Consider the following 25541-nt stretch of genomic DNA (forward strand, 5'->3'; position numbering starts at 1 on the left):
GAAGCTTGCAGTCTACAATCTCGGAACGCTGCGGTCCCACTCGCGGCTTTTCACCAGTTCGCCATTCTCGAACGCCTCCATCGTCGCCCTGACGTCGAAGCTGGTCGGCGTGCAGGAGACGCGCGTCGATGTCTCCGTGCGGATGTCCCAACCCTCGCGGGATAACCGCCAGGTCGCGCGGGTTTCGGCCGTCGTTGCTGACGGGTCGCCTTCTCGAACACGATAGTGCTCTTCGGAGTCCGCAGAGAATGACAGGTCGATTTTCGGCAGCGTGTAAGACGCCCGTTCCCGATGCACGGTGACCGTGATCTCGCCGGTCATCGGGTCCTCCGTGATGGTGCGATTGCGGCCGGCGAACTTGTTGATCTCGTATGGTTCCGGCTCGGCCTGTTCCGGTTCGGCGAAGGGTTTCAGGTTTTTGTCCAGTGGCGAGGGATTGCGGATCGGCAGACTGAGCGTGCTTGCATCCATGGATAGCGTCAGCGTTGCAAGGTCTGGCGAGGGCCAGGCGATCGGCCAATGCGCGGTCGCCAGTGCCAGCCGGATGCGGTGGCCGGCCGGAAAAGCCTGGGCGATGTCGTTGAGCACGAGTTTTGCTCGGTAGCGTTTGCCTGGCTCCAGCGGCTTGGGAGTCTCGTGCCCGTCGCGATGGGTCAGGTTGAGCAGGCCGTAGGTCACCAACGTGGACGAGCCGTCCGGCGCGACGTCCTCCAGCCTGGCGGCGAGCATCGCCGTCGGCTTATCGGCGGCGATCTCCACCGACATCACCGGCGCGCCGAAGATCTCGATGCGCTCGGGCAGGGGTACCGTGTCGAAACAAACAGAGCGGCCGTCGTCGGGCCGTTGGTCGGCCGGCAGTTCTCCGGCGAGCCCATAGGGACACCATTCACCAAAGGAAACACCGGTCGCGATGCTGGAGGCGATGAGGATGTCCTGGTTCCCGGCGGGACTGTCGGCAAGGTCGCGGCCGGAGAGGTGCAGCGTCCTGGCAGGCCGTCCAGCCTGCGGCCATGCCGCCTCGGCGATCCAGCGGCCGGGCCGCTCCGGATAGGTCGTCGCCGGCCGCACGCTCTCCTGCATCCAGGCCCGCAGCATCGGCTCGTCCATGATGCCGGTGTCGATGCCCTTCAACCAATAATCCCACCAGCGCAGCGCTTCCTGCAAGAGGCCGATCTGCGGGCCGGGCTGCGCGGCATTCGGCCAGGCATGCGCCCATGGGCCGATCAGGCCCTTCTTCGGCCCCGGCAGGCCGGCCAGCATGCGCGGGATGGTGTTGGAATAGCCGTCCGCCCAGCCACCCACCGCGTAGACTGCCGCCTCGATCCGCGAATAATCCTCGCGGACCGAACCCTGCTTCCAGTAGTCGTCATAGGTCTGGTGCTCGATCCAGGTCGCGGCCATCAGCGGGTTGTTGTCCAGCCGCTCCATCCACATGTCGCGCCAGCGCTCGCCAACTACGAGCGGGTCCGGCGGCTGCGCACCATAGGCGAACATGGTCGATGCCCAGGCGATCGAATTGTTGAGCAGGCAGCCACCCATGAAGTGGCAGTCGTCGGCATAGCGGTCGTCGGTGGAGCAGGCGGTGATGATCGCCTTCAGCGCCGGCGGGCGGTGGCTCGCCACCTGCAGCGAATTGAAGCCGCCCCAGGAAATGCCCATCATGCCGACCGAACCGCTGCACCAGTCTTGCGCGGCCAGCCAGGCGATGACTTCCACCGCGTCTTGTTGCTCCTGCGGCAGATATTCGTCGTGCAGAATGCCGTCGGAATCGCCGGAGCCGCGCATGTCGACACGCACGCCCGCATAACCGTGGCCGGCGAAGTACGCATGCGTCTGGCGGTCGCGCAAAACCGTGCTGTCGCGGCGGCGGTAGGGCAGGAACTCCAGGATCGCCGGCACGGGATCGCTTTGGGCGTCTTCCGGCAGCCAGATCGTTGCCGCCAGCCGCGTGCCGTCCGACAAGGTGATCCACTCTGTGTCGATGGTGCGCACGCGCCGCGGGAAATCGGTGATCGTCCGGATGGTCATCAAAAATCTTCCCGGGATGGTGCGGCGACGTCGTCGCGCCCGCCGCGAGCCGGTGTGGGCTGCACCGGCCGCCGCGTTCCACGAAACAACGCCAAAACGGAATGAATTGTCTAGACTTAATCGGGCTTGCGAAGCGGTCTTTCTTGTGTGCGAAATGAGTTACCTCCAGTTTGGAAGCCGGGACGAATTTTCTCCATCGCCTGTCGCCGGTAACCGGATTCTGAAAGGAACGACCATGAGCTACGAAGTTTCGCGCAGAGGTTTTCTAAGGGGAACGGCCGCCGCTGCTGCCGGCATCGCCGTGCTCGGCCAGCCCTGGTCGAACGTGGTGCATGCCGCCGACGGACGCATCGTCGTGCGTGTCGACGAGGATCTGAAAAACCTGGATCCCGCCAATCGCTCCGGTCCGATCGACGTCAACGTCATCCTGGCCGTCGGCCAGGGGCTGGTAAAATTCAAGCCCGGCTCGACCGAGTGGGAGAACGACGCTGCCGCCGATATCAAGCAGGTGGACGACAAGACCATCGAGTTCACGCTGAAGGAAGGCCTGAAGTTCAGTGGCAACTACGGAGCACTCACCGCGGAGGACGTGAAATTCTCGTTCGAGCGCTTCATCAAGCCCGACGCCAGCGGCAAGAAGGTCGACTACGCCGACGACTGGGCGGCGCTGGATTCGGTGGAGGTGACCGGCAAGCTGACCGGGAAAATCCACCTCAAGAACCCGTCGCCCGCCGTCTGGCTGATCGCATTGGCCGATGGCTCCGGCGTCATCATCTCGAAGAAGGCGTTCGAGGAACTCGGCGACAAGTTCAAGACGACCGCAATCGGCACCGGCCCCTACATATTGAAGGAATGGGTGCCGCGCGACCATTTCACCTTGGTCGCCAATCCCGACTATATCGGCGACAAGCCGGCCTTTTCCGAAATCGTCGGCAAGCCGATCGCCGAGGACAAGACGGCGCAACTCGCGCTGCAAGCCGGCGAGATAGACTTCACCCGGCTCGATCCGGCGGTCGCCAAGGAGATCGCCGCGACCAAGGGCCTGAAGGTCGAGAAACTGTCGGCCATCGACTATGTCTGGATCGGCCCGAACATCGAGAAGAAGCCGTTCGACGACGTTCGCGTGCGCCAGGCGGTGCGGCTGGCGCTCGACATTCCGGCGATCATCGCCGCCGCCTACAACGGCGCGGTCGAGCCGGCCTACGCGCTGGAGGCGCCCGGCATCCTCGGCCATTGGGCGGATGCGCCGAAGCGCGAGCGCGACGTGGCTGCGGCCCAGGCGCTGCTGGAGGAAGCGAGGCAGGGCGGCGGTTTCTCGACGCGGCTCACCGTGCTCAACAAGGCGGTGGCGCAGGCGACCGCCGCGGTGGTGCAGGCCAACCTCGCCGAGATCGGCATCGACGTGCAGATCGACGCCCTGGACGAGGGCGCCTACTGGGCCTACGGCGAGAACGACGCCTCGAAGGACCTCGACCTCGTGCTGGTCGAATACCGCGGAAAATTCGATCCCGGCTTCCAGACGCAGTGGTTCACTTCCGACCAGATCGGCAAGTGGAACTGGCAGCGCTGGGGCAGCAAGGAGTTCGACGACCTGCACAAGCAGGGCGGCATCGAGACGGACGTGAAAAAACGCGAGGAAATCTACATCGCCGCGCAGAAGCTGATGGACGAGTCTGCCGCCTTCTGGTGGATCACACACAACGCCTACACTTTCGCCTTCAAGGACACGCTGTCGCCCGGCATCCTGCCGAACGGCAACCAGTGGCAATACGCGGCGTTCAAGCAGGCTTGACCTGCCCGATCCGAAGCGAAGACATTGAGGCGCCCGGCCGTTCGGCCGGGCGCTTGCCGTTAGCCGGATGCCAGGGCCGAGCCGCATGAACCATTTCTGGAAGGAAGGCAGCCTGGCCCGCTACGGCGCGTTCCGGCTGGCGACCGCCGTGCTGGTGCTGGTCGGCTCGATGACGCTGCTCTGCTGCCTGACGCTCATCGTCCCGGGCGACCCCGCCACCATCCTGCTCGGGCCGCGCGCCACGCCGGAGGCTGCCGCCCTGCTGCGCGAGCAGATGGGCCTCAACCTGCCGCTCTACGAGCGCGTGGCGCTGTTCTTTGCCAATGCGTTGCGCGGCGATCTCGGCGTCGACGTCATCAACGGCCGTCCGGTGGCCGCCATGGTGTTTGCAGCGCTGCCCAACACGATTCTTCTCGCCGTCTCGGCCATCGGGCTCGCGGTACTGATCGGCATCCCGATCGGCTGCTATGCAGCCGTCCGCCAAGGCAGCCTGCTCGACCAGGGGCTCGCTGTGGTGAGCGTCGGGCTGGTCGCCACGCCGAGCTACGTGGTGGCGATCACGCTGCTCTATTGCTTCTCGGTGCGGCTCGGCTGGTTTCCTGTTCTCGGGGCCGGCGACCCCGGCAATTTTGTCGACCAACTTCACCATCTCGTGCTGCCGACGATAGCGCTCGCTGTCGGCTGGATCGGCTATATCGCGCGGCTCGTCCGCTCCTCGTTGCTGGAGGTTCTGAACGAACCCTACATCCGCACCGCGCGCGCCTACGGCCAGCCGGAGCGGCGCATCGTAATGAAATACGCGCTAAAACTCGCCTGCATTCCGACCGTCGCCATTTTGGGCGTCGGCATCGGTGAGCTGATGGGCGGCGCGCTGTTCGTGGAAATCATCTTCAACCGGCCCGGGCTCGGATCGCTGATCTTCGACGCCATCCGCAACCGCAACTATCCGATCGTGCAGGGCGGCATCCTGGTGGTCGTGTCGATCTTCGTGCTGGTCAACCTGCTCGTCGACTTTTCTTATGCCTGGCTCGATCCACGCGTGCGGGAAAATCTCGGCAGGGCCGGCGGCGGGGCGTAGGATGGGATTGCTCCGGCGCATATGGGCGAGCCCGAGCGGCCGTCTGGGAATGGTGGCAACGCTGCTGGTCATCCTCGGCGGCGTGGCCGCGCCGCTGATCGCCACCCACATGCCAAACCAGCTCGACGTCGCCGCGCGGCTGACGCCGCCCTCCGGCGCGCACTGGCTTGGGACCGATCATCTCGGCCGCGACCTGTTTTCGCGCGCGCTGTTCGGCACCCGCATCGCCGTCGGCGTCGCGCTGGCTGTCACGGCAACTGCGCTGGTGGCCGGAATATTGCTCGGCGTCACGGCGGCTACCGCTCCGCCGGTTATCGAACGCACCATTCTCGCCGCCTTCGACATCGTCAGCTCGTTCCCGAGCCTCATCCTAGCGCTGGCGCTGGTCGCGGTGCTCGGTCCGGGCCTGCTCAACATTATCATCCTGGTCACCGTCGTCTTCGTGCCGCAGTTCGGCCGCGTCGCCCGCGCCCAGACGCTTGCCGTCAAGGAGCGGCCCTTCGTCGAGGCCGAGCGTGCGCTGGGCGCATCTGGCGGGCGCATCCTCGCCTTCCACATCCTTCCCAACATTGTCGGCCCGATCGTCGTGTTGGCCTCGATGAACATACCGGTGGTGATCACGCTGGAGGCTGGCCTATCCTTCCTCGGCGTCGGCATCCGCCCGCCACTGGCAAGCTGGGGCACCATGCTGTTCGACGGTTTCACCTATCTCGAACAGTCGGTCTGGCCGGTGCTGGTGGCCGGCGGTTCGCTGACGCTGGCGACGCTCGGCTTCACCCTGTTCGGCGAAGCCCTGCGCGACGCGCTCGACCCGAAATTGAGGCGCGAGCCATGAACCGGGAAACCCTAGTCGAGATCAAAAACCTGTCCGTGGATTTTTCCACCGCGAAAGGCGCGCTGCATGTGCTGCGCGACGTCAGCCTGTCGATCCCTCGCAACCGCGTCGTCGGCCTCGTCGGCGAGAGCGGCAGCGGCAAGTCGACGCTGGCGCTGGCCCTGCTCGGTCTTTTGCCCGACAACACGGGCGAAGTTTCGGGCCGCATCGAGCTCGACGGTGAAAACCTGCTCGACGTGCCGCCGGAAGAGCTGCGCCGGCTGCGCGGCGGGCGCATCGCCATGATTTTCCAGGACCCGATGACGTCGCTCAATCCGGTCTTTTCCATTGGTACGCAATTGGTCGACGCGCAGCGCAACCGGCACCCACAGCTCGGCCGCCGCGAACTGTTGAAGCGGGCGGACGAGATGCTGAAGCGTGTCGGCATCTCCAACCCCGAGGCGCGGCTCGCCGCCTATCCGCACCAGCTCAGCGGCGGCATGCGTCAGCGCGTCATGATCGCCATGGCGCTGCTTTGCGAGCCAGATATTCTTATCGCCGACGAGCCGACCACGGCGCTCGACGTGACCATCGAGGCGCAGATCGTGCGGCTGCTCGACGATTTGCGCGCCGATTTCAGCGGCTCCATCGTGCTGGTGTCGCACAGCCTCGGCCTGATCTCCGAACTCTGCGACGAGGTGGCGGTGATGTATGCCGGCAAGGTGGTCGAAAGCGCGCCGACCAAAATTCTCTTCGGCAACCCGCGCCATCCCTACACGCTGGCGCTGCTCGCTTGCGAGATCGATCCCGAGGACGAGCCGGGCGAGGCGCTGGTGACGATCAAGGGCGGCCTGCCCGACCTGATCGACGTGCCGAAGGGCTGCATCTTTGCGGCGCGCTGCCCTTCGCGTTTCGGGAAATGTGTGGAAGAACCGCCGCTGTGCGAAGTCGAGGCCGGTCACAAGTCGGCGTGCTGGCTGGCATGACCGACAGTGTGCAAACCATCGAGGTCGAGGAACTGCGGATTACCTTCTCCGGGGGCGTGCAGGCGGTGGCAGGGATCAGCTTGGCGCTCAAGATCGGGGAGACGGTGGGGCTGGTCGGCGAGAGCGGCAGCGGCAAGACGACGCTTGCCAAGGCGCTGGTCGGGCTGAACCGGCCGACCTCCGGCAAGGTGAAGCTCGAAGGCCGCGACCTGACCAGCTTGACGCGAGCAGATCGGCTCTGGCTGCGCCGTCGCGTGCAGATGATTTTTCAGGATCCGCTATCGTCGCTGTCGCCGCGCATGAAGATCGCGTCGCTGCTGGCCGAGCCGATAAAGATCCATGGGCTCGACCGCCACGAGCGTTGGCCGAAGGTGCTCGACCTGCTCGCACGGCTTGGGCTCTCCAAAGCGCAGTTGGAAAAATACCCGCACCAGATCAGCGGCGGTCAGGCGCGGCGCGTGGCGATTGCCCGGGCGCTGGTCACCGACCCGTCCTTCCTGATCGCCGACGAGCCGACGGCCGGCCTCGACGTCTCGGTGCAGGGCGAGCTGCTGAATCTTTTGGCCGACCTGCAGAAGCGGCATTCGCTCGGCATCCTGATCGTCAGCCACAACCTCAACGTCATCGGCCGCGTCACCGACCGCGTTGCCATCATGTATCTCGGCAAGATTTTGGAGGAGGGGGTTACGCGCACCGTGTTCCGGTCGCCGCGCCATCCCTATACGCACGCGCTGTTGTCCGCCAATCCGGTCATCGATCCGGAGCACAAGCGCGAAAAGCTGGTGCTGTCGGGCGAAATCCCCAGCCCGTCGAACCCGCCTTCGGGCTGCCGCTTCCATACGCGCTGCCTGAAGGTCCAGGACCGGTGCAGGGTGGAGGAGCCGGTGCTGACCGGAACCGAAGGCCAGCGCTACGCCTGCCATTTCCCACTGGAAAGTGCGGCGTAGAGTTTTTCGGCGTCGATGCCGAGCGGCCGGTCCTCGCGCAGCGTAGCCACAAGCGCGCGAACCGCCGCGTGAACCGCCAGCGTTCCCGCGGCGAGCGACTGATGCCCGCGCAGATCGGCGGCCTGCGCCGCCGCCATCAGTTCGAAGGCGACCAGCCGCCGCCATAAAGCGATCATCTTCGCGCATTTGGTGATCGCCAGCGGCGTCTGCGTGGCGTGGTCCTCGACGCCCTCGGAGACCGGCAGGAAGTCGAGGACCACCGGATTGGCCTTGTGGCGGATCGCGGCAAGGATCGCCGTCACCGTCTTCTGCAACGGCACGAAACCGGCCGACGCCCCGCCGACCGGCGACAGATATTTCGGCAGGCCGCTGCGGCCCGATCCGGTCAACTGGATGAAACGCGCTGCGCTTGCCGCCGCTGCCTGTGCAACAGCGAGGCCGAGCGTCTCGAAGGCGAGCGCCAGCGCCGGTGTATGGAAATTGCCGGTCGAGAGCACAAGACCGTCCTCGGCCAGCACCAGCGGATTGTCGGCCGAAGCGTTTAGCTCAAGTTCGACCACACGCCGCGCCTGGTTAATCGCCTCGATCAGCGCGCCGTGAATAGACGGAATGCAGCGGATCGAAAGCGGGTCCTGGAGTGCGGCCGGCGGCCCGGCCTCCTCGCCCAGCAGGTCGCGCAACTGCGCCGCGGCCTCCGCCTGTCCGGGAGCCGGCCGCGCGTCTTGCAGTCTTGGATCGAGGATGGAGTTGTTGGCACCCCAGGCGGCCATGGTCAGCGCCGCCGCCTGCTGCTGCTGTGAAAAAACCGACAGCGCATCCGCTACCGCCAGCGCGGCCGCGCCGGTCGAGACTGCGGAAGAATTGATCAGCGACAGCCCGTCCTTCGGAGCGAGTTTTGCCGGTGCAAGACCGACCCGCGCCAACGCCTCCGCAGCCGGCAGGCGCTCGCCGGAAAACTCGGCCTCGCCTTCGCCGATCAGGCAGCGCGCCAGCGCCGCCATCAGGACTAGATCGCCCGCGCCGATCGAACCGATCGATGGCATTACAGGATGAATCTTTGCATTGAGTGCCGCAACCAGCGCCTCGAACACGTCCGGCGAGATGCCCGATCCGCCGCGCGACAGCATAGCAGCGCGCGCGAACATCGCCGCGCGGACCGTCTCGACGGGCAGGGGAGCGCCGACCGCGCCGGAGCGGCCGTGCAACAACTGCCGCTGGAACGTTGCCACATCGCCCTCGACCGAGGTGCCGAGATTGGCGCCGAGCCCGGTGTTGAGGCCGTAGATGCGCTGGCCGGCGGCGGCGACCCGGTCCAGCACTTCGCGCGCCTTGCGCAGCCGCTCCGCAACGGCCGGCGCCACAGCGGCTGCCGCGTCGCCGCGCGCGACAGCGACGACGTCCTCGACCATCACATGTGCTGCGCCGATCTCGACCGTGGTCACGCGAAGCGCAGCCTCTGGCCGATGCCTTTTGCCGCCGCCTTGGACAGCATGGCCTTGCCCAGCGCGATGTCGGACAGCGAAAGCCCGCGGTGCCAGAACAGGATCGTCTCGTCGTCGCTTTCGCGGCCGGGTTTCAGCCCCGCCGCGATCTGGCCGAGTTCGGCATGCAGCGTCCGTTCGCTCAGCCGGCCGGTCTCGACATGGGCGCGCAGCGAGCCGAATTTTCCGCCCTTGCACTGGCCCCAGTCGTCCACCACCATCTTGTCCATGATGTCGGTCAGCGACAGTTCCACCGCGCTCATCGTGCCGTAGGGCACGACGAAGGCGCCGGGCTTGATCCATTCGGTCTTCAACAGCGGCTCGGGCTGCGACAGCCGCGACGCCTCCACCACGATGTCGGCGCCTTCGATGGCGCTTTGCCAGTCCCGAGTCGCCTTCACCGGCTTGCCGAGGTCGGCGGACAATTTGGCGGCGAAGGTATCGCGGCTTTCCGGCCGGCGCGAATGGACCCGGATCTCATCGAAGTCGAACAGAGCATCGAGCAGTTTTACGTTCCAGTAGGCGGTGCCCCGCGCGCCGATATGCGCCAGCACCTTCGAGCCTTTTCGCGCCAGATGTTTTGCGCCGAGCGCGGTGACCGCGCCGGTGCGCATGTCGGTGATCACGGTGGCGTCGAGGATGGCGCGCGGCGTGCCGGTGCGCGGATCGAACAGGTTCAGAATGCCGAATTCGGATGGCAGGCCGTGCAGATAATTGTCGACATAGTCGCCGACGATTTTGACGCCCGCCGCGTCCAGCGGCGCGACGTAGCCGCGCAGGACGTTGAAATGGCCGTGGAAGTCCGGGTTCGGCTCGAGATGAACGCGTGGCTCGATCACCGTCTGGCCGTTGCCCTGGGCGATCAGCCCCGCCTCGACGGCGTCGAGTATTTCACCGTCGGTCATGGCCAGCGCCTCGATGTCGAGGGCGTTGAGATAGTCGATGTAGATCGGCGTCATCGGTCCTGCCTTCTGTCTCGCGGCCGGTGATAGGAGCTATGGCGGCGTGGCGCAATCGCCTCCCGCGAACGCGCATCGAGCCGGCGGGTCGCAACGGCGGACCGCACGTCAAGGCATCTTCGCAGCGGACCATGCTTCACCGGAAATAAATTTTCATGGACTTCGATCGCCTCTGGTTGTTCACTGCCAGTGAAAACAGACGCGGTGGGAAGCGGTCCATGGCCAGGCAGAAGCGTGTGGCAAGCAATTTTATCGGCACCGAGATCGTCGCGTCCGGCGGACGCGATATAGTGACCGAGGAAGCCTTTCCGTCGCATGCGCTCAACCAGGACCCGCATGCCGTGCGCGACCCACGGGAAAACGTGCTCGAGGTCGCCATCGGCCGCGAGGTACGAACCCTGCGCAAGAAACTCGGCGTCACCGTTGCCGATCTGGCCAGCGCCGCCAACATCTCGCTCGGCATGCTGTCGAAGATCGAGAACGGCAACACCTCGCCTTCGCTGACCACGCTGCAGGCACTGTCGCGCGCGCTCGGTGTGCCGCTGACGACCTTCCTGCGGCGCTTCGAGGAGGAGCGCACGGCGGTGTTCGTGAAGTCGGGGGAAGGCGTCGATGTCGAGCGCCGCGGCACGCGCGCCGGCCACCAGTACCGTCTGCTCGGCTATGTCGGTTCCGCCGCGACGGGTGTCGTCGTCGAGCCCTACCTGATCACGCTCACGGAAGGTTCCGACGTGTTCCCGACCTTTCAGCACGATGGCATGGAGTTCCTCTATATGCTGGAAGGCGAGGTCATATACCGCCATGGCAGCAATCTTTACTATATAGCGCCAGGCGACAGCCTGTTCTTCGACGCCGATGCACCGCACGGACCGGAGGAACTGAAGAAATTGCCGATACGCTACCTGTCGATCATCTCCTACCCCGAGAGCCACAGCGAATAGCCTCTTTCCAAGCCAGCACAGGCAACGGCTTTGGTGTCCGCGACTCTATCGCCGGCAAGCCTGCCGTGATGGTCGAGACCGACCTGGCTCGCTATAGTCGGGCGAGAACCCAAAATCATGAACGTAACAGCGGATCGTCACTGTTCGAGTTCAGTCCAAGCGTTTTCCTTTTCCGTCGAACCAGTGAAGCTTGTTCGGCTCGATGTTGATGACGAGCCGGTCGCCAGGCACGACAGATGTGCGGCCCGGCGCACGCAGGATCACGCGGTTGCCGCCAAGCAGGCTGTGAATAAAACTCTCGGCGCCGACCGGCTCGACGCCCTCGACCGCAACCTCAAATCCAGGCGCACTGCCATTGGCCAGTGCGATCGAGGCATCCTCCGGCCGGAACCCGACGGTCGCGGCGCCGACCGGCACGGCAATTCCGGCGGAGGCGGGCAGGGCGGCAACCGGCAGCAGGTTCATCGGCGGCGCGCCGATGAAGCTCGCTACGAAGGTCGAGGCGGGCTTTTCGTAGACGTCGAGCGGCGCGCCGGTCTGCTCGACCACGCCGGCGTTCATCACCACCAGCGTGTCGGCGAGCGTCATCGCCTCCAACTGGTCGTGGGTGACGTAGACGGAGGTGACGCCCAGCGAGCGCTGAAGATTCCTGATCTCGACCCGCATCTGGCCGCGCAATTTGGCATCCAGGTTTGAGAGCGGCTCATCGAACAGGAAGACTTTTGGGTTACGCACGATGGCGCGGCCCATCGCGACGCGCTGCCGCTGGCCGCCGGAAAGCTCGCGCGGCCGGCGTTCGAGCAGGTGCGACAGTTCCAGCGTCTTCGCCGCGGCGCGGACGCGCTTGTCGATGTCCTCCTTGCCCATGCCGCGGTTGCGCAGGCCGTAAGCCATGTTGTCGTAGACCTTCATGTGCGGGTAGAGCGCGTAGTTCTGGAACACCATGGCGATGTCGCGCTCTGCCGGACCGACCGTGTTGACCACCTTGCCGTCGATGGAGACCGCGCCTGAGGTGATCGATTCCAGCCCGGCGATCATTCTGAGCAGGGTTGATTTTCCGCAGCCGGACGGCCCGACCAGAACGCAGAGTGCCTTGTCGGGAATGGCGATGGAGACGCCCTTCACCGCCTCGACCTTGCCGGCATAGGTCTTTCGGACGTCTTTCAGATCGACGGTTGCCATTAGTCGTTGCCCCGTGTCTGAATGTCCCCCTCACCCGGCCTCCGCTTCGCTCGGCCACCCTCTCCCCGCTGGGGAGAGGAGGTTTTCCGCGGATCGCGCCAACTCGTTAGCGTCAAAAAGCGAGGCGGCAACGCTGACGACCTCCTCTCCCCAGCGGGGAGAGGGTGGCCGAGCGAAGCGGAGGCCGGGTGAGGGGGAGACGCAACAACCACAGGCAAATTCACTTCTCCGTCTCGATCAGCCCGCGCACGAACCAGCGCTGCATCAGCACCACCACCAGGATCGGCGGCACGATCGCCAGCATCGACGTCACCATCACCAAATGCCACTCCGTGTCGGCGTCGGCGAAGGACACCATCTTCCTCAGCCCGATGACGATGGTGTTCATGTCGTTGCTGTTGGTCATCAGCAGCGGCCACAGATATTGCGTCCAGCCGTAGATGAAGAGGATGACGAACAGCGCCGCGATGTTGGTGCGCGACAGCGGCAGCAAGATATCCTTGAAGAACTTCCACGGCCCGGCGCCGTCGATGCGCGCCGCCTCGACCAGTTCGCCGGGGATGGTCAGGAAGAACTGGCGGAACAGCAGCGTCGCGGTGGCCGACGCCATCAGCGGGAGCGTCAGGCCGGTATAGGTGTCGATCAGGCCGAGATCGACCATCACCTTGTAGGTCGGCATGATGCGCACCTCGACCGGCAGCATCAGCGTGATGAAGATCAGCCAGAAGAAGGTCATGCGCAGCGGAAAACGGAAGAACACGATCGCATAGGCCGACAGGATGGAAATGACGATCTTGCCGGTGGCGATCGCCAGCGCCATCACGGTGGTGTTGAACAGCAGCGTCCACACATTGACGCCGCCGATGCGGCCGATGCCGCCGAACAGCGCCTCATAATAGTTGTTGAAGAACTCGCCGCCGGGCAGCAGCGGCAGCGGCGGGCGTAGGATCGTCTGCAGCGTGTGGGTCGAGGCGACGAAGGTATAGTAGATGGGGAAGGCAACGATAAGGATGCCGAGGATGAGCAGCACATGCGCGAGATAACGCGACGTGCGGCTCAAGCCCAGCATCTCGCCTTCCTCGCGCCGGCCGAGCGCGACGGCGGTGCCCTGCGCCTCCGGCTTCGCGACGGCGGCGTCAGTCATAATGCACCTTCTTCTCGACGTAGCGGAACTGGATGGCGGTGAGCGCAATCACGATGACCATCAAGATCACCGACTGCGCGGCCGAATCGCCCAGGAGCTGGTTCAGCGCGCCGTCGCTGTAGACCTTGAAGACCAGCGTCTCGGTGGCCTTGCCGGGGCCGCCGCCGGTGACAGCGTGGATGATGCCGAATGTGTCGAAGAAGGCGTAAGTGGTGTTGATCACCAGCAGGAAGAAGGTGGTCGGCGCCAGCAGCGGGAAGACGATCGTCCAGAACCGCTTGTTTTCCCCGGCGCCGTCGATCGCCGCGGCTTCGATCAGCGATTTCGGAATCGCCTGCAGGCCGGCAACGAAGAACAGGAAATTGTAGCTGATCTGCTTCCAGGCGGCGGCGGTGACGACCAGGACCATCGCCTGGTTGCCGTTGAGCAGCGGGTCCCACGGGATGCCGAGCCAGCGCAGCCAGACCGCCAGGCTGCCGATCGAGGGGTTGAACAGGAACAGCCAGAGCATGCCGGCAATCGCCGGCGCCACCGCATAGGGCCAGATCATCAGCGTGCGGTAAAGGCCCCGGCCCTTGATCACCTTGTCGACCATAACCGCCAGCAGCAGCGCCACCGACATGGCAACCGCTGCCGTCGATACCGAGAAGATGACCGTCACCTTCAGCGAGTTCAGGTAATTGGGGTCGGCAAGCACCTTTTCGAAATTGGCGAACCAGACGAATTTCGAGCGCAGGCCGAACGGGTCCTCGCGCAGCATCGACTGGCGCATCGCCTGGCCGGCCGGCCAGTAGAAGAACACCAGCGTGATGGCGAGCTGCGGCGCCACCAGCAGGTAAGGCAGGATCTTGTTGGGGAAGACGACGCGTGGGGTCATGGCACCTTACCCTCCCCCTGGTGGGGAGGGTCGACGAACAATCGGAACGCAGTGGAGATTGTGAGGCGGGGTGGGGGTGCGCTGCTCGACGCCGTCACCCCCACCCCGGCGCTTCGCGCCGACCCTCCCCACAAGGGGGAGGGTAAGATCGAGCTCATCAATTCCCCAGCGCTTCCTTGATCGCCGCATTGCCGCGCGACACGGCATTGTCGAGCGCCTGCTGGGCGGTCTGCTCGCCGGCCAGCATCTTCTCGTATTCCTCGTTCATGATGTCGCGGACCTGCGGCAGGTTGGCGAGGCGAACGCCCTTGGAGTTTTCGGTCGGGGCCTTGCCCAGCATCTGCTTGATCGGGATCTCGCGCGCCGGGTTCTTTTCGTAGAAACCGTCGGCCTTGGTCTTCTCATAGGCGGCCATGGTCACTGGCAGGTAGCCGGAAACCTGGTGCAGGCGGGCCTGGATGTCGGTCTGCGACAGGAAGTTGAAGAACGCCGCGACGCCCTTGTACTCCTCGTCCGACTTGCCGCCGAACACCCATAGCGAGGCACCGCCGGGGATCGTGTTCTGCGATTCGGTGTCGTAGGGCAGCATGCCGGTGCCGTAGTTCATGCCCGACTTGACGATGTCGCCCAGGCCGCCCGACGATTCGGTGAACAGCCCGCATTCGCCGGCGAGGAAGATCTGCTTCGCCTCGGAGGTGCGGCCGCCATATTTGAAGGTTCCGTCCTTGGCGAGATCGGCCAGCGCCTGGAAATGTTTCACGAAAGGCTCGGCGTTGATCTTCAGTTCCACGTCGAGCGAGGCGATGCCGTTCTCGTTGGTGCCCCACTGGTAATTGTTCCAGGCGGCAAAATTCTCCGTGTGGATCCAGGTCAGCCAGGTCGAGGTGAAGCCGCAGGGGGCCGCGCCGCTCGACTTGATCTTCTTTGCGGCCTCGAAAACCTCGTTCCAGGTTTTTGGCGGGTTGTCGACGTCCAGCCCGGCCTTCTGGAAGATGTCTTTGTTGTAATAGAGGATCGGCGAGGAGGAATTGTAGGGGAAGGACAGCATGGTGCCGTCCGGCTTCGAATAATAGGCGACGATGCCCGACAGGTACTGGCTCTTGTCGAACGGCTTTCCGCCCATCGACAGCACGTCGGCAACCGGCTTCATCGCGTCCTCGGCGGCCATCATGGTGCCGGTGCCGGCATCGAAGACCTGGATGATGTTCGGGGCCTGGCCGGCGCGGTAGGCGGCGATGCCGGCGTTCAGCGTCTCGGGATAGGTGCCCTTGAAAACCGGCGTGATCTTGTAGTCGCTCTGGCTCTCGTTGAATTCCTTGGAAAGCGTTTCCACAACCTCGTTGTTGGCGCCGGTCATGGCGTGCCACCAGGAGATTTCCGTGACGGCCCATGAGGCGGAGGTGGAGAGCAGGGTCGCAGCCAGGCTGGCCGCCATGCCGTAAATTTTCATCGTTCACTCCCGTTTTTCGTTGGCGAAGGGTTGAGCTTCGCGAGCCGGAGTATCGACCGATTGTGACAGCCGGACAACGATTTTTTCGCGTTATCTTTGCCGACTAATTGTTTAGGCGCGCCGGGCTGGACTTTGGAAAGAACCCGTGGCTGGAAACCTGGCGCACTTCATCGTCGCCACGCTGCGGAAGTCCGCCCTGGCCATTGAGTGAAAAATCTCCCTTGCGGGAGGTGGGAAGCGGGGCGCAAGGCCGAGCCTCTCAAAGTTATAAAACGTGGCGCGAACCCTGCGCCCCGCCGGCGTTCTTGCCCGACCGCTGATACCGCTCACTCGTTCCGGAGCGTGTCGTCGCGGTCTGGGGCCCGGGTCTTTAGGCTCTTGCCAAGCCGCGCACCGTTACGCGGCCACCCCGGCGCCGTCCCCTCCACGCTCATCCGGTTCATGACCCGTGTTCCCGCGAGGGCGATGCCGAGGATTATGCGGGAGCCCGAAGGGGAGGGGATTACCCACGCCGCTTTTTTCGGAGGGACGTCGGCACTGAAGTACTGTGTGCGAGCAATTTCAATGGGTTGGCGAAGGCGAAAACGGTGTAGGCAAGAATTTTTTCGCGGCGGCGCATTTTTCCGTCCCCTCTTTTGGACTGCAGTGTTGCCCTTTCGGCGCCGCCAGAGCGTTTCGCAAGCGATGGGAAAACTCGGGACAGTTCATTCAATTCCGGGATCAAGCGCCGCCGCAGCGGGAACCGAACTGGGTAAACTGCCCCTGGACAGCGTTGTATCGCCTTGAAGCGTTTGCCAGTCGTCAGAACACATGTTTCCTCCATCGAAATGACGGCACAAACGCTCATCTCCAGTTGCGTTCCAGCGTCCAGTTATGTTTGACTGAATATATCGACTGCGCGGGCCGATCGCCGGAAAGCGGGGGCGTCAACATAGGGAGTTTGTTTCATGGCACGGATAAGCATGCAGCTTGTGGCGGCCGCCGGGGTTGCGGCGATGGTTCTGGCGGCGGCGCCGGTTTTCGCGGCTGAGAACCTGACGGTGTTTGCCGCCGCCAGCCTCAAGAACGCGCTCGACAACGTCAACGCCGCCTGCGAGGCGGATGTCGGCGAGAAGGCGACGATCTCCTATGCCGCGAGTTCGGCGCTGGCCAAGCAGATCGAGGAAGGCGCGCCGGCCGACGTGTTCATCTCGGCCGACCTCGACTGGATGAAATACCTGTCCGACAAGAAACTCACCAAGCCGGACACCGAGGTAAAACTGCTCGGCAACCGCATCGTGCTGGTCGCGCCTGCCGATTCGCAGGCGAGCGCCGAGATCGCGCAAGATTTCGACCTGGCGAAACTGGTCGGCGATGGAAGGCTCGCAATGGCCAACGTCGATTCGGTGCCTGCCGGCAAATACGGTAAGGCCGCGCTGGAAAAGCTCGGTATCTGGGGTTCGGTAGAGGGCAAGGTGGCGCAGGCCGAGAACGTTCGTGCGGCACTTGCGCTGGTCTCCACCGGCGAGGCGCCGCTCGGCATCGTCTACCAGACCGACGCGGCGGCCGACAAAAAGGTGAAGATCGTCGGCACGTTTCCGGAGGATTCACACCCGCCGATCGTCTATCCGGTGGCGCAAACCGCCGAATCCAAGGATGCCGAGACGCCGGCCTTCCTGAAATGCCTGCAATCGGCCAAGGCCAGGGCGCTTTTCGAGGAGCAGGGTTTTGCCGTATTAGTGCCGCCGGTCTCCAACTAATTCAGGGTCTGCTGATATTCACGCCTTGAGGGCCTGCAAATGGCGTTCTTCTGCGCTTCCGATGCTCATGTACCTTCACGTACACTGCGCTTCGGTTCTCGAAGAACACCATTTTCGGCTCCTCAATGCCTGAATCTCAACAGACCCTGGATCGGATCGTGAATGGAGTGGCTGCACCTCAGTCCGGATGAGTGGAACGCGGTCCGGCTCTCCATAAAAGTCTCGACCTGGGCGACGGTGGTGGCGCTGCCGTTCGGCATCGCCATCGCCTATGCGCTGGCCCGGCGGGAGTTCTGGGGCAAGTCGCTGGTGAACGGCATCGTGCACCTGCCGCTGATCCTGCCGCCGGTGGTGACGGGCTACCTGCTGCTCATCACCTTTGGCCGGCGCGGCCCCGTCGGATCGCTGCTCGACCAATATTTCGGCATCGTCTTTTCCTTTCGCTGGACGGGCGCCGCGCTTGCGTGCGGGGTGATGGCCTTTCCGCTGATGGTGCGGGCGATCCGCCTCTCCATCGAAGCGGTCGACAAGAAACTCGAGGCCGCCGCCGGCACGCTCGGCGCCAATCCCCTGTGGGTGTTCGCGACGATCACCCTGCCGCTGATCTTTCCCGGCATCATCGCCGGCATGGTTCTTTCGTTCGCCAAGGCGATGGGCGAGTTCGGTGCGACCATCACCTTTGTCTCCAACATTCCGGGCGAGACCCAGACCCTGCCGTCTGCCATCTACACTTTTACCCAGGTGCCGGGCGGCGATCTCGGCGCGTTGCGGCTGACGCTGGTGTCGATCGTGATTGCCATGGTTGCGCTGATCGCCTCCGAGGTGCTGGCGCGCCGCATCAGCCGGCGGCTGGATATCGAATGAGCCTGTCGGTCCGCATCCGCCACCGCCAGGGCGCCTTCCTGCTCGACGCCGCCTTCGAGAGCAGCGGCAGGCTGACGGCGCTGTTCGGGCCGTCCGGTTCGGGAAAGACCTCGCTAATCAACATGGTCGGCGGGCTGGTTCGTCCCGAGAACGGCCGCATCGAGGCCGGCGGTCGGCTGCTGGTCGATACAGACGCCCGCATCTTCGTGCCGAAACATCGCCGCCGCATCGGCTATGTGTTCCAGGATGCGCGGCTGTTCCCGCACATGACGGTCGCGCAGAATCTCGGCTATGGCCGCTTCTTCACGCCTGCGGCCGAGCGCTACGCCGACTTTTCGGGCGTGGTGGACCTGCTCGGAATTGGTCATTTGCTTTCGCGAAAACCCGCCTCGCTGTCGGGCGGCGAGAAGCAGCGCGTGGCAATCGGCCGGGCACTGATCGCTAGCCCGAAACTGATCCTGATGGATGAGCCGCTCGCGTCGCTCGACGACGCGCGCAAGGCCGAGATCATGCCCTACATCGAACGCCTGCGCGACGAGACAAAAATCCCGATCGTCTATGTCAGCCATTCGGTCGGCGAGGTGGCGCGCCTTGCCACCGACGTCGTGGTGCTCTCGGCCGGCAAGGTGGTCGCCAGCGGCCCTGCCGCCGGCATTCTTGCGCGCTTCGACCTGTTGCCGGAAGAGCAGCGCGCCGAGGCGGGCGCCATGGTCGACCTGACCGTCGCTGGCCAGGAAGAGGAGTTCGGGCTCACCGTGCTGCGCTCGGCGAGCGGCGAGTGGCGGCTGCCGCGGATCGACGCGCCGGTGGGCGCAAAAATCCGCGTCCGCGTGCGGGCGCGCGACGTGATGCTGTCATTGGAGCGCCCCGCCGGCATCAGCGCGCTTAACGTCCTGCCGGGAAAGATCGCGGCGATCTCGGCGGACGCAGGATCGGAGGCGCTGGTTTCGCTCGACTGCGGCGGCGACCGCCTTGCCGCCCGCGTCACCCGCCGTTCGGTCGAAACGCTCGGCCTCGCCGTGGGCGTGCAGGTGTTCGCGGTGGTGAAGGCGGTGACGTTTGATCGCGGCACCATCGGCAATCTGCAGCACGACCTGAAAGGGTGATGGCGCGAGACGCTTCAAGCGCCCCACACCACCGCCTCCTCGTGTCGCTTGATCAGGTGCTTCAAATTCTCGAAGCTTTTGCCGACATGCGCGGCGAAGGCCTCGACAGCGGGCGCGCGCGGCGCTTCCGCCAGCCGTAGCAAGCCGAGCTTGCGCTCCGGCTGCGGGAAGTCGAACGGCAGCGCAGTAATCGCCTTGTCCTTGCGCAGCGCGAAAACGACGCTGTGCGGCAGCACGGTGAGCGCGTCGGTCGCCTTCATGTAGTTGACGACGCTGAGCGGCGAGCCGCCCGAATAGCGGACGCGGATCTCGCCGACGCCGAGCCAGAGCAGGATTCGGTGCAGGTCACTGAGCAGCGGACTGCCGGGTGGCGGCGCGATCCAGGGGTAGGCGATCAGGTCGGCGGCAATGATCCTGCGTTTCAGCAGCAGCGGATGGCTGACGCCGCAGGCGATGACATTGTGGGCGCGCAATATCTCCTGGAATGTCAGCCCCGAACCCTCGTCGAGAATGTCGATCGGGCAGACGCCGATGTCGATGCGGTCGGCCAGAAGCGCCGCGCTTAGATCCGGAAGGTAGCCGTAGCTCTGGTCGACGCGCACGCCGGGATGCGCCTGCTGGAACTCGGCGACCATGCCGGCGATCAGCGCGTCCATGAAGAACGGCACGCCGCCAAGCCGTACCACGCCGGCCTGCCCGTGGCGGAAATCGTCGACCAGTTCCGATGCCTTGCGGGACGCCGAAAGCATGATCTGGCCATGATCCGCCAGAGCCCGGCCCAAAGCCGTCGGCTCCAGCGGCCGGCGGCCCTTGTGGAACAGCGGCTCGCCCAGGCGTTTCTCCAGCATGGCGAGCGTCCTGGAGACGGCCGGCTGGGCCAGTCCCAGCAGCGCGGCGCCTTCGGTGACGCTACCGGTCTGCACGACGGCTGCGAGCTGCACGAGATGGCGTTCGTCGAGCTTCATAACGATATGGTATATAAACTGCGCGTAAAATCATCAGACAATCGCCGTCGCGGTGCTAGCTTCTTGCCACAAGGCGAAGACCTTGGGAGGAAACATGCCATCGCTGCGCACCGCGCCGGCTTTCGGCGAGGAGACGTCTTTCGACATTTTTGCCGGCCGGCTCGACAAGGCCCAGGCGAGCCGGTTGTCGAAGGCCCTGGTCTTGACGGTGGCACATCTGCATCAGCTCGTGCGTGAGGTCAGGCCGACGCCAGCGGAATGGAAGAAGGTCGTCGCCTTTCTTACCGAGGTTGGCCACGCCAGCGACGACAAGCGCCAGGAATGGGTGTTGCTCTCCGACCTGCTCGGCGTCACCGCGCTGGTCGAGGAACTCAATTCGAGACGCCCGGCAGGCGCGACCCCGAACACGGCGCGCGGCCCCTTCTATCGCCCCGACGCGCCGAGATTGCCGAACGGCGCCAGCATTTCGCTGGACGGCGCAGGCGAGCGGCTCAATGTGCGCGGAAAGGTGCTGGACCTCGACGGCCGCCCGGTGGTGGGCGCGACGGTCGAGACCTGGCAGGCCAACGACAAGGGTTTTTACGAGAACCAGCAGCCGGACCTGCAGCCGGAGTTCAATTTGCGCGGGGTCTTCACCTCCGGCGCCGACGGCGCTTTCGACTATGTCACGGTGAAGCCCGCCGGCTACACCGTGCCGGACGACGGGCCGGCGGGCCAGTTGCTGCGCGCCGTCGGCGGTCCACTGCGGCGGCCGGCGCATCTGCATTTCATGATCAGTGCCGCCGGCTTCGAGACGGTCACGACGCATGTATTCGAGCGCACGGAAGCGCAACTGCATGAGGACCCGCTGTTCGGCGTGCGGCCGGAACTCCTCGGCGACATAAGACACGAGACCTGCAAGGGCGGCACGACCGTCTGGGCGCTCGATTTCACCTTCGTGATGGTGCGGGCGAAGCCGGGGAGGCGCGCCGCATGAAGGTTTCGCGCGGCCCGGTTTCGTTGAAAAGCCCTTGTGGTGATCGCCACCACGGCGGTCTTTTAGTCTCGCCGGGCACCAGATCCGGCTCGCGCGACGCGCAGTCCATAACTGCCCCCAGGGCCTAGATTTCAGGAGGAGAAAATGGCTTTCATCGAGGGTTATCACCATCTGACCATGAGCGTCGACGGTGCCCAGGAAGACTTCGACTTCTTCACCAAGACGCTCGGCATGAAGTCGGTGAAGAAGACCGTCCTGTTCGACGGCACGACCCCGGTCTACCACCTCTATTACGGCAACGCCGCGGGCGATCCGTCCACCATCGTCACCACCTTCCCGTTCCGCAAGCCCGGCATCTTCGGCAAAAGGGGCACCAACCAGACCAAGGTCATCCAACTTGCCGTGCCGCCCAAAAGCCTGGATTTCTGGGAGGACCGGCTGAACGCGGCCGGCCGCAAGGCCAGCCGGATCGAGCGCTTCGGCATCGGGCGCGTCGCCTTGGAGCATCCCTGCGGCATCCCGATCGAGCTGGCGGCCGCCGACAATGACAGGCGCGAGCCGATCGCCGCCGACGGCATCAGCGCCGCGCACGGCATCAAGGGCATCTACGGCGTCGGCATCGCGGTGTTCGACAAGAGCTCGATGGACGATTTTTTGACCATCGGCTTGGGCATCGAAAGACTCGGCGAGGAGGCTTCGGCGCTGAAATTCAAGCTGCCCGGCTCGGGTCCGATGGGCTCGGTCGAAATTCTGCACGAGCCTGACAAGCCGCAAGGCACCTGGACGCTGGCCGGCGGCACCATCCACCACCTCGCCCTCAACACCGGCAACGAGGAGAACCAGCTCAAGCTGAAGGCGCATCTGGAAGGGCTCGGCTTCACCGACGTGTCGGACCAGAAGGACCGCAACTACTTCAAGTCCTGCTACGTGCGCTCGCCCGGCGGCGCGCTGTTCGAGATCGCCTGGTCGGTGGAAAAGGGCTGGGCGGTCGACGAGCCCGTCGGCAAGACTGGCCAGACGCTGGTGTTCCCGCCCTGGTTCGAGGACCGCAAGGCCGAGATGGTCGCCGGCCTCGAAAAGTTTGAATGGTAGGTGTTTCCAACGTGGCCGCTGCCGGGACAGAGGACGCCGTGCTGAGGCTGGGGGCCATGCCCGCCCATGCCGACGCGCTCTGCGTTTTCGTGCATGGCCGCGGCCAGTCGCCGGAGGAGATGGGCGAGCATGTGATCGCCCGTCTCCGCAACGGAAGCGCGCATGTCGTGCTGCCGCGTGCGCAAGATTCCGTATGGTACGACGCGCGCGCCGTCGATCCGCTGACGGAACAGACGATGGCGCAACTGCAGGCGGGGCTGGACGCCATCGACGCGGCGGTGGCGCTGGCGATATCCGAAGGGGCACCGGGCGACCGGGTCGTGCTCGCCGGCTTTTCGCAAGGCGCCTGCCTGTCGCTTGAATATGCCTTGCGTCGACCAAGGCGGCTGCGCGGGCTGGTGGCGTTCACCGGTTGCCGCGTCGGCGGCGCGTTGCGGGCGCAGGCGGCGACGTTCCTCGACGGATTGCCCGCCTATCTGTCCTGCGGCGATGCCGATCCCTGGATTCCGCTCGGTCCTTTCTTCGAGGCGGCGCAGGATCTGGCGGAGGCCGGTGCCGCGCTGCGCGTCGAGATCTTTCCCGGCCGGGTGCATGAGGTGCTGGACGCTGAGATCGCTGCGCTGGATGCCATTCTGGTGCAGGTCGTGGCCGGCCGCGCGGCTCCCGGCGCGAGAAGGGGAGCGGTGGCATGACCACGATAAACCCCTTCGTCTTTCCGGGCCTTCGCTCGCGGGTCGTCTTCGGCCACGGCACGATCGCGCAGACCGGCGCCGAGATCGAAAGGCTGGGGCGCAAGCGGGCGCTCGTACTGTCCACTCCCAATCAGGTGGCCGACGCGGAGAGGTTGGCCGATCAGCTCGGCGATCTCAGCGCCGGGTTCTACAGCGGCGCAACTATGCACACTCCCCTCGAGGTGACTGAAGGGCTGCTAGCCAGTCTGCCGCGCGATGGCTTTGACTGCGTCGTCGCGCTCGGCGGCGGCTCGACCATCGGCCTCGGCAAGGCGATCGCCACCCGCACCGGCGCCGACCAGGTGGTCATCCCCACCACCTATGCCGGCTCGGAGATGACCGACATCCTCGGCGAGACCGCCGGCGGCGAGAAGGTGACGCGGCGCGATCCGTCGATCCTGCCCGAGACGGTGATCTACGACGTCGATCTGACGCTAACGCTCCCGCCGTCGCTCACCGTTACCTCGGGCCTGAACGCCATGGCGCATGCCGCCGAGGCGCTCTACGCGCGCGACCGCAATCCGATCATCACGCTGATGGCGACCGACGCGCTGCGGTCGCTGTCCGGCGCGCTGCCGGTTCTGGCCAAGAACGCCGGCGACCGCGAGGCGAGGGCAGGGGCGCTCTACGGCGCCTGGCTGTGCGGGGCGGCGCTCGGCGGTGCGTCGATGGCGCTGCATCACAAGCTCTGCCACACGCTCGGCGGGTCCTTCAACACGCCGCATGCCGAGACACATGCGATCCTGCTGCCGCACACGATCGGGTTCAACGCGGCCGCGGTGCCGGACTTGCTCGTCCCGGTCACCAAAACGCTGGGCGGCACGCCGGGTGTCGCCCTGTTCGATTTCGCCGCTTCGCTCGACGCTCCGGCGAAGCTGAAAGATTTCGGGCTTTCCGAAGGCGATCTCGACCGGGCGGCGGAGATCGCGGCGAAAAATCCTTACTGGAATCCGCGGCCCTTCGATCGCGAAAGCATCCGCGCGCTGCTGCAGGATGCGTGGGAGGGCCGGCGACCGCCGCAATGAACGAAAGCAGCTTGGGAGGAAGACCATGACAAAGCTTGTTACGCAGAGACTGACCAGACGCACCCTGCTCAAAAGCGCCGCCGCGACCGGCCTGGTCGCCGGCGGTCTGCCGATGCCGGCCATCGCCCAGAACAAGGCGGTGAAACTCGGCTATGTCAGCCCGCAGACCGGGCCGCTTGCCGCCTTCGCTGAAGCCGACGCCTTCGTGCTGGATGGCCTCAAATCCGTCACCCAGTCGCTCGGCCTCGACGTTCAGGTGATCGTCAAGGACAGCCAGTCCAACCCGAACCGCGCGGCCGAGGTCGCTAAGCAACTCATCGTCGACGACGAGATCAACATCATGCTCGTCGCCTCGACGCCGGAGACGACCAATCCGGTGGCGACCACCTGCGAGGCGGAGGGCATGCCGTGCATCTCCACCAAGGCGCCGTGGCAGCCCTGGTTCATCGGCCAGCAAGGCAACCCCGGCGATCCCTCCACCTGGAAGCCTTTCAACTACGCCTACCACTTCTTCTGGGGCCTGGAGGATGTGATCGCCGTCTTCACCAACATGTGGGCTCAGGTCGAGACCAACAAGAAGGTGGGCGGCCTGTTCCCGAACGACGGCGACGGCAATGCCTGGGGCGACAAGACGGTCGGTTTCCCGCCGGTGCTCGCCGAAAAGGGTTTTACGCTCAACGACCCCGGGCGCTACCAGAACCTCACCGACGATTTTTCGGCGCAGATCAATGCCTTCAAGTCGGGCGGCGTCGAGATCGTTACCGGCGTGATGATCCCGCCGGACTTCACCACCTTCTGGAACCAGGCCAAGCAGCAGGGCTTCACGCCGAAAGTGGCGTCGATCGGCAAGGCGATCCTGTTCCCGCAGGCCGTCGAGGCGCTCGGCAACCAGGGCAACAATTTGTCGTCGGAAGTCTGGTGGTCGCCGAACCACCCGTTCAAGTCGTCGCTCACCGGTGCTTCGGCGAAGGAATTGGCCGATGGCTTCACCCAATTCACCAAGCGGCCGTGGACGCAGCCGATCGGCTTCATCCATGCGCTGTTCGAGGTGGCGATCGACGTGGTCAAGCGCACCGACGACCCGACCGACGCCGATGCGGTGACCGCCGCGATCGCCGCGACCAAACTCGACACCATCGTCGGCCACATCGAGTGGAACGGCGCCAACGTACCGCCTTTCGCGGCGAAGAATATCTGCAAGACGCCGCTGGTCGGCGGCCAGTGGCGGCTGAAGGACGGCGGCGGCTACGACCTCGTCATCACCGACAACAAGACGGCGCCGGAAATACCGACGGGGGGCAAGATGGAGCCGATTGTCTAGCTCGGTTTCCCTCCCCCTTGAGGGGAGGGTGGCCCGAAGGGCC

At 64.9% G+C, this 25541-nt stretch carries 22 protein-coding genes; 14 read left to right on the forward strand and 8 right to left on the reverse strand.

Annotated elements, in window-relative coordinates; genetic code table 11:
• Positions 1–12 precede the first annotated feature (12 nt).
• Positions 13–2028, reverse strand: coding sequence for a CocE/NonD family hydrolase (locus RB623_RS04290; protein ID WP_308055530.1), 2016 nt, complete (start codon positions 2026–2028; stop codon positions 13–15).
• A 235-nt stretch (positions 2029–2263) separates the two neighbouring features.
• Between RB623_RS04290 and RB623_RS04295 the strand changes: the two genes are divergently transcribed.
• The 5 genes from RB623_RS04295 to RB623_RS04315 all read left to right on the forward strand — a co-directional run bounded on the left by RB623_RS04295 (position 2264) and on the right by RB623_RS04315 (position 7645).
• The gene (locus RB623_RS04295; protein ID WP_308055531.1) at positions 2264–3820 is read left to right on the forward strand and encodes an ABC transporter substrate-binding protein; all 1557 of its coding nucleotides are present in this window, start codon (positions 2264–2266) and stop codon (positions 3818–3820) included.
• Between the two features lie 85 nt (positions 3821–3905).
• Positions 3906–4898, forward strand: coding sequence for an ABC transporter permease (locus RB623_RS04300; protein ID WP_308055532.1), 993 nt, complete (start codon positions 3906–3908; stop codon positions 4896–4898).
• A gap of 49 nt (positions 4899–4947) precedes the next feature.
• Positions 4948–5733 carry an ABC transporter permease gene (locus RB623_RS04305; RefSeq protein ID WP_308055533.1) on the forward strand — a complete coding sequence of 262 codons (786 nt, stop codon included), beginning with the start codon at positions 4948–4950 and terminating at the stop codon, positions 5731–5733.
• Entirely contained in the window at positions 5730–6698 is a 969-nt protein-coding gene (locus RB623_RS04310) for an ABC transporter ATP-binding protein (protein WP_308055534.1), read from the forward strand. The genes RB623_RS04305 and RB623_RS04310 overlap by 4 nt, the downstream gene beginning before the upstream one ends.
• Positions 6695–7645, forward strand: a complete 951-nt coding sequence (locus RB623_RS04315) for an oligopeptide/dipeptide ABC transporter ATP-binding protein (protein WP_308055535.1) — start codon at positions 6695–6697, stop codon at positions 7643–7645. The genes RB623_RS04310 and RB623_RS04315 overlap by 4 nt, the downstream gene beginning before the upstream one ends.
• Here the strand turns inward: RB623_RS04315 and hutH are convergent.
• Together hutH and RB623_RS04325 are read right to left on the reverse strand one after the other, a co-directional pair.
• A complete protein-coding gene (gene hutH / locus RB623_RS04320; protein WP_374121643.1) occupies positions 7609–9054 on the reverse strand; it encodes a histidine ammonia-lyase in 1446 nt (481 codons plus the stop codon). The genes RB623_RS04315 and hutH overlap by 37 nt on opposite strands.
• A gap of 29 nt (positions 9055–9083) precedes the next feature.
• Complete coding sequence (locus RB623_RS04325) at positions 9084–10085, reverse strand: ornithine cyclodeaminase family protein (protein WP_308055537.1); 1002 nt, start codon at positions 10083–10085, stop codon at positions 9084–9086.
• A gap of 218 nt (positions 10086–10303) precedes the next feature.
• Here RB623_RS04325 and RB623_RS04330 point away from each other — a divergent pair, with 218 nt between their 5' ends.
• Positions 10304–11026, forward strand: coding sequence for an XRE family transcriptional regulator (locus RB623_RS04330; RefSeq protein WP_308055538.1), 723 nt, complete (start codon positions 10304–10306; stop codon positions 11024–11026).
• Positions 11027–11176: 150 nt separating this feature from the next.
• On the opposite strand, the gene RB623_RS04335 is transcribed toward RB623_RS04330, so the two are convergent.
• From RB623_RS04335 to ugpB, 4 genes are all read right to left on the reverse strand, one after another.
• On the reverse strand, positions 11177–12208 hold the full coding sequence (locus tag RB623_RS04335) for a sn-glycerol-3-phosphate import ATP-binding protein UgpC (RefSeq protein WP_308055539.1): 1032 nt from the start codon (positions 12206–12208) through the stop codon (positions 11177–11179).
• A gap of 220 nt (positions 12209–12428) precedes the next feature.
• Positions 12429–13277 carry a sn-glycerol-3-phosphate ABC transporter permease UgpE gene (ugpE, locus tag RB623_RS04340; protein ID WP_308055830.1) on the reverse strand — a complete coding sequence of 283 codons (849 nt, stop codon included), beginning with the start codon at positions 13275–13277 and terminating at the stop codon, positions 12429–12431.
• A 67-nt stretch (positions 13278–13344) separates the two neighbouring features.
• Positions 13345–14229 (reverse strand): sn-glycerol-3-phosphate ABC transporter permease UgpA, encoded by an 885-nt coding sequence (ugpA, locus tag RB623_RS04345; RefSeq protein WP_308055540.1) that lies wholly within the window; start codon positions 14227–14229, stop codon positions 13345–13347.
• 157 nt (positions 14230–14386) lie between these two features.
• Positions 14387–15679 (reverse strand): sn-glycerol-3-phosphate ABC transporter substrate-binding protein UgpB, encoded by a 1293-nt coding sequence (gene ugpB, locus RB623_RS04350; protein WP_308055541.1) that lies wholly within the window; start codon positions 15677–15679, stop codon positions 14387–14389.
• 947 nt (positions 15680–16626) lie between these two features.
• On the opposite strand from ugpB, the gene modA reads away from it, so the two are divergent.
• The 3 genes from modA (at position 16627) to modC (ending at position 19388) form a co-directional block, all read left to right on the forward strand.
• Entirely contained in the window at positions 16627–17418 is a 792-nt protein-coding gene (gene modA / locus RB623_RS04355) for a molybdate ABC transporter substrate-binding protein (RefSeq protein ID WP_308055542.1), read from the forward strand.
• A 162-nt stretch (positions 17419–17580) separates the two neighbouring features.
• Positions 17581–18282, forward strand: coding sequence for a molybdate ABC transporter permease subunit (modB, locus tag RB623_RS04360; RefSeq protein WP_308055543.1), 702 nt, complete (start codon positions 17581–17583; stop codon positions 18280–18282).
• Entirely contained in the window at positions 18279–19388 is a 1110-nt protein-coding gene (gene modC / locus RB623_RS04365; protein ID WP_308055544.1) for a molybdenum ABC transporter ATP-binding protein, read from the forward strand. Before modB ends, modC begins: the two co-directional genes overlap by 4 nt.
• A 14-nt stretch (positions 19389–19402) precedes the next feature.
• Here the strand turns inward: modC and RB623_RS04370 are convergent, their stop codons facing one another.
• Positions 19403–20353 (reverse strand): LysR family transcriptional regulator, encoded by a 951-nt coding sequence (locus RB623_RS04370; RefSeq protein WP_308055545.1) that lies wholly within the window; start codon positions 20351–20353, stop codon positions 19403–19405.
• Positions 20354–20447: 94 nt separating this feature from the next.
• On the opposite strand from RB623_RS04370, the gene RB623_RS04375 reads away from it, so the two are divergent.
• The 5 genes from RB623_RS04375 (at position 20448) to RB623_RS04395 (ending at position 25498) form a co-directional block, all read left to right on the forward strand.
• Positions 20448–21329, forward strand: coding sequence for a dioxygenase (locus RB623_RS04375; protein ID WP_308055546.1), 882 nt, complete (start codon positions 20448–20450; stop codon positions 21327–21329).
• 144 nt (positions 21330–21473) lie between these two features.
• Positions 21474–22421 carry a VOC family protein gene (locus tag RB623_RS04380; RefSeq protein WP_308055547.1) on the forward strand — a complete coding sequence of 316 codons (948 nt, stop codon included), beginning with the start codon at positions 21474–21476 and terminating at the stop codon, positions 22419–22421.
• Positions 22415–23113, forward strand: a complete 699-nt coding sequence (locus RB623_RS04385; RefSeq protein WP_308055548.1) for a dienelactone hydrolase family protein — start codon at positions 22415–22417, stop codon at positions 23111–23113. The genes RB623_RS04380 and RB623_RS04385 overlap by 7 nt, the downstream gene beginning before the upstream one ends.
• Positions 23110–24177, forward strand: a complete 1068-nt coding sequence (locus tag RB623_RS04390; protein ID WP_308055549.1) for a maleylacetate reductase — start codon at positions 23110–23112, stop codon at positions 24175–24177. Before RB623_RS04385 ends, RB623_RS04390 begins: the two co-directional genes overlap by 4 nt.
• A 25-nt stretch (positions 24178–24202) precedes the next feature.
• A complete protein-coding gene (locus RB623_RS04395) occupies positions 24203–25498 on the forward strand; it encodes an ABC transporter substrate-binding protein (protein WP_308055550.1) in 1296 nt (431 codons plus the stop codon).
• The last annotated feature ends 43 nt before the right edge of the window (positions 25499–25541 follow it).

Origin of the sequence: Mesorhizobium sp. LHD-90, from assembly GCF_030929505.1 — a bacterium.
In the GTDB taxonomy this organism is placed as follows: Bacteria; Pseudomonadota; Alphaproteobacteria; order Rhizobiales; family Rhizobiaceae; genus Kumtagia.

Excerpts from the sequence above, each read along its gene's own strand:
- RB623_RS04290 (WP_308055530.1), bottom strand. The coding sequence starts at position 2,028 with ATGACCATCCGGACGATCACCGATTTCCCGCGGCGCGTGCGCACCATC.
- RB623_RS04295 (WP_308055531.1), top strand. The coding sequence starts at position 2,264 with ATGAGCTACGAAGTTTCGCGCAGAGGTTTTCTAAGGGGAACGGCCGCC.
- RB623_RS04300 (WP_308055532.1), top strand. The coding sequence starts at position 3,906 with ATGAACCATTTCTGGAAGGAAGGCAGCCTGGCCCGCTACGGCGCGTTC.
- RB623_RS04305 (WP_308055533.1), top strand. The coding sequence starts at position 4,948 with ATGGTGGCAACGCTGCTGGTCATCCTCGGCGGCGTGGCCGCGCCGCTG.
- RB623_RS04310 (WP_308055534.1), top strand. The coding sequence starts at position 5,730 with ATGAACCGGGAAACCCTAGTCGAGATCAAAAACCTGTCCGTGGATTTT.
- RB623_RS04315 (WP_308055535.1), top strand. The coding sequence starts at position 6,695 with ATGACCGACAGTGTGCAAACCATCGAGGTCGAGGAACTGCGGATTACC.
- hutH (WP_374121643.1), bottom strand. The coding sequence starts at position 9,054 with ATGGTCGAGGACGTCGTCGCTGTCGCGCGCGGCGACGCGGCAGCCGCT.
- RB623_RS04325 (WP_308055537.1), bottom strand. The coding sequence starts at position 10,085 with ATGACGCCGATCTACATCGACTATCTCAACGCCCTCGACATCGAGGCG.
- RB623_RS04330 (WP_308055538.1), top strand. The coding sequence starts at position 10,304 with ATGGCCAGGCAGAAGCGTGTGGCAAGCAATTTTATCGGCACCGAGATC.
- RB623_RS04335 (WP_308055539.1), bottom strand. The coding sequence starts at position 12,208 with ATGGCAACCGTCGATCTGAAAGACGTCCGAAAGACCTATGCCGGCAAG.
- ugpE (WP_308055830.1), bottom strand. The coding sequence starts at position 13,277 with ATGCTGGGCTTGAGCCGCACGTCGCGTTATCTCGCGCATGTGCTGCTC.
- ugpA (WP_308055540.1), bottom strand. The coding sequence starts at position 14,229 with ATGACCCCACGCGTCGTCTTCCCCAACAAGATCCTGCCTTACCTGCTG.
- ugpB (WP_308055541.1), bottom strand. The coding sequence starts at position 15,679 with ATGAAAATTTACGGCATGGCGGCCAGCCTGGCTGCGACCCTGCTCTCC.
- modA (WP_308055542.1), top strand. The coding sequence starts at position 16,627 with ATGGCACGGATAAGCATGCAGCTTGTGGCGGCCGCCGGGGTTGCGGCG.
- modB (WP_308055543.1), top strand. The coding sequence starts at position 17,581 with ATGGAGTGGCTGCACCTCAGTCCGGATGAGTGGAACGCGGTCCGGCTC.
- modC (WP_308055544.1), top strand. The coding sequence starts at position 18,279 with ATGAGCCTGTCGGTCCGCATCCGCCACCGCCAGGGCGCCTTCCTGCTC.
- RB623_RS04370 (WP_308055545.1), bottom strand. The coding sequence starts at position 20,353 with ATGAAGCTCGACGAACGCCATCTCGTGCAGCTCGCAGCCGTCGTGCAG.
- RB623_RS04375 (WP_308055546.1), top strand. The coding sequence starts at position 20,448 with ATGCCATCGCTGCGCACCGCGCCGGCTTTCGGCGAGGAGACGTCTTTC.
- RB623_RS04380 (WP_308055547.1), top strand. The coding sequence starts at position 21,474 with ATGGCTTTCATCGAGGGTTATCACCATCTGACCATGAGCGTCGACGGT.
- RB623_RS04385 (WP_308055548.1), top strand. The coding sequence starts at position 22,415 with ATGGTAGGTGTTTCCAACGTGGCCGCTGCCGGGACAGAGGACGCCGTG.
- RB623_RS04390 (WP_308055549.1), top strand. The coding sequence starts at position 23,110 with ATGACCACGATAAACCCCTTCGTCTTTCCGGGCCTTCGCTCGCGGGTC.
- RB623_RS04395 (WP_308055550.1), top strand. The coding sequence starts at position 24,203 with ATGACAAAGCTTGTTACGCAGAGACTGACCAGACGCACCCTGCTCAAA.